Source organism: uncultured Oceanicoccus sp. (assembly GCF_963968385.1).
GTDB lineage: Bacteria > Pseudomonadota > Gammaproteobacteria > Pseudomonadales > Dasaniaceae > Oceanicoccus.
The window spans coordinates 1-2,197 of sequence record NZ_CAXAHB010000141.1 but is presented as its reverse complement, the minus strand read 5'-3'; the positions used below and the strand labels follow the sequence as shown (position 1 = coordinate 2,197).

The following is a 2,197-nucleotide window of genomic DNA, read 5'->3' as shown; positions in this document are numbered from 1 at the left end:
TCAACCTGATCGCCCATTAAAGTGGTAAAAATCTGATCCGCTGTAATCGCATCTTCAATAGTCACACGCAACATTCTTCTTACTTCAGGATCCATTGTGGTTTCCCATAATTGATCTGGGTTCATTTCACCCAAACCTTTATAACGCTGGATATTTAAACCTTTTTCAGCTTGTAGCATTAACCAATCAATAGCCTCACTAAACGCTGTCACCTCTTGAGTTTTTTCTCCGCGCTGGATATACGCGCCCTCTTCAAGCAGTCCGTTTAACTCAGCAGATAAGCCTATAATGGCTTTGTAATCATTGGATGAAAAGAAATCTTGGTTAAAGACATATTCCGTTTCCACACCATGAGCGGTTGAAATAACACGCGGCAAAAAGTTATGGCGTTCGGTATCTTCTTTAACATTGACCATATAAGACTGGCTGTTAGAACCTTGCCCAAGTTTCTGTTGTAGCTGTTCTGACCATTGCTGTACCACGGATTGATCACGCAGTTGTTCAACGGTCAGTTCTGGCAGATAAACCATTTCTTGCATTGCCATCTCTGGGTATAAACGAGATAGGCGAGAGATGGTGGCCATAACACGACGGAATTGTATTACCAGATCTTCAAGACCCTTGCCGCTAATACCAGGCGCATCGGGGTTGGTATGCAATGACGCATTTTCCAGCGCGTTTTGGGTTAGGTACTGATCTTTGCCTTCTTCGTCTTTGATATATTGGTGTTGCTTACCACGATTAATTTTGTAGAGCGGTGGCTGGGCGATAAAGATATGGCCGCGCTCAATCAGCTCTGGCATTTGCCTAAAGAAAAACGTGAGTAGCAAGGTTCGAATATGTGAGCCGTCCACATCGGCATCAGTCATGATAATGATGCTGTGGTAACGCAATTTATCGGGATCAAATTCCGATTTGCCGATACCGCAACCTAACGCAGTAACAATGGTGCCGACTTCAACCGAAGATAACATCTTATCGAAACGTGCTTTTTCTACATTGAGGATTTTACCCTTTAGCGGCAGAATCGCTTGAGTACGGCGATCACGGCCCTGTTTTGCAGAACCACCGGCCGAGTCCCCTTCCACTAAATAAACCTCACTTAATGCAGGGTCTTTCTCTTGGCAATCGGCTAATTTACCGGGCAGGCCAGCAATATCCAAAGCGCCTTTGCGGCGTGTCATTTCGCGCGCTTTACGCGCTGCCTCACGGGCTCGGGCAGCATCCATCATTTTGGTGACAACCAGTTTGGCTTCTGCGGGGTTTTCCATCAGATAATCACCAAACGCCTGGTTCATGGCTTGTTCCACCACGGTTTTCACTTCTGAAGAAACTAATTTATCTTTGGTTTGTGAAGAAAATTTGGGATCAGGGACTTTAACCGAGATAACCGCGGTTAAACCTTCACGGGCATCATCACCACTGGTAGAAACCTTATCTTTCTTGGCAAAGCCTTCGCGCTCTATATAGCCGTTCAAACTTCGGGTTAATGAGGCTCTAAAGCCGGCTAAGTGTGTGCCGCCATCACGTTGCGGGATATTATTGGTATAACAAAAGATGCCTTCCTGAAAGCTATCGTTCCACTGCAGCGCCACTTCAACGCCAACCCCACCTTCACCCATCACATTAAAGTGAAAAAGTTTATTAATGGTGGTCTTGTTCTGGTTTAGATAGCCAACAAACTCACTTAAACCGCCATCGTAAGCATAATCTTCCTGCTTGCCGCTACGCTCATCTTTCAATGAAATATGAATGCCGGAGTTAAGAAACGCTAACTCGCGAAGCCGCTTAGCCAGCTGATCGAAATGGAATTCTATATTAGTAAAGGTATCAGCCGAGGGCTTAAAACGTACTTCTGTACCCGTGGTTTCTGAATCGCCCACTACCGCTAATGGTGCCTGTGGAACGCCATGGTTATAGATTTGTTCATGGATCTTACCGCCACGGCGGATGGTGAGCTTTACCTCTTCCGACAAAGCGTTGACCACGGAAACACCGACACCATGCAACCCGCCAGACACTTTATAAGAGTTATCATCGAACTTACCCCCCGCATGGAGCACCGTCATAATCACTTCTGCTGCCGAGATACCCTCTTCATGGACTTCCGTTGGAATACCGCGACCATCATCCGACACACTCACCGATTCATCGGGATGAATAACAACATTGATAATCGAACAGTGGCCCGCCAAGG

General features: G+C 46.2%; 1 protein-coding gene. It reads right to left on the bottom strand.

The window, feature by feature from the left end; genetic code table 11:
* On the bottom strand, nt 1-2,197 hold a 2,197-nt coding region (locus AACP44_RS09110), incomplete at both ends, for a DNA gyrase subunit B (RefSeq protein ID WP_339340214.1).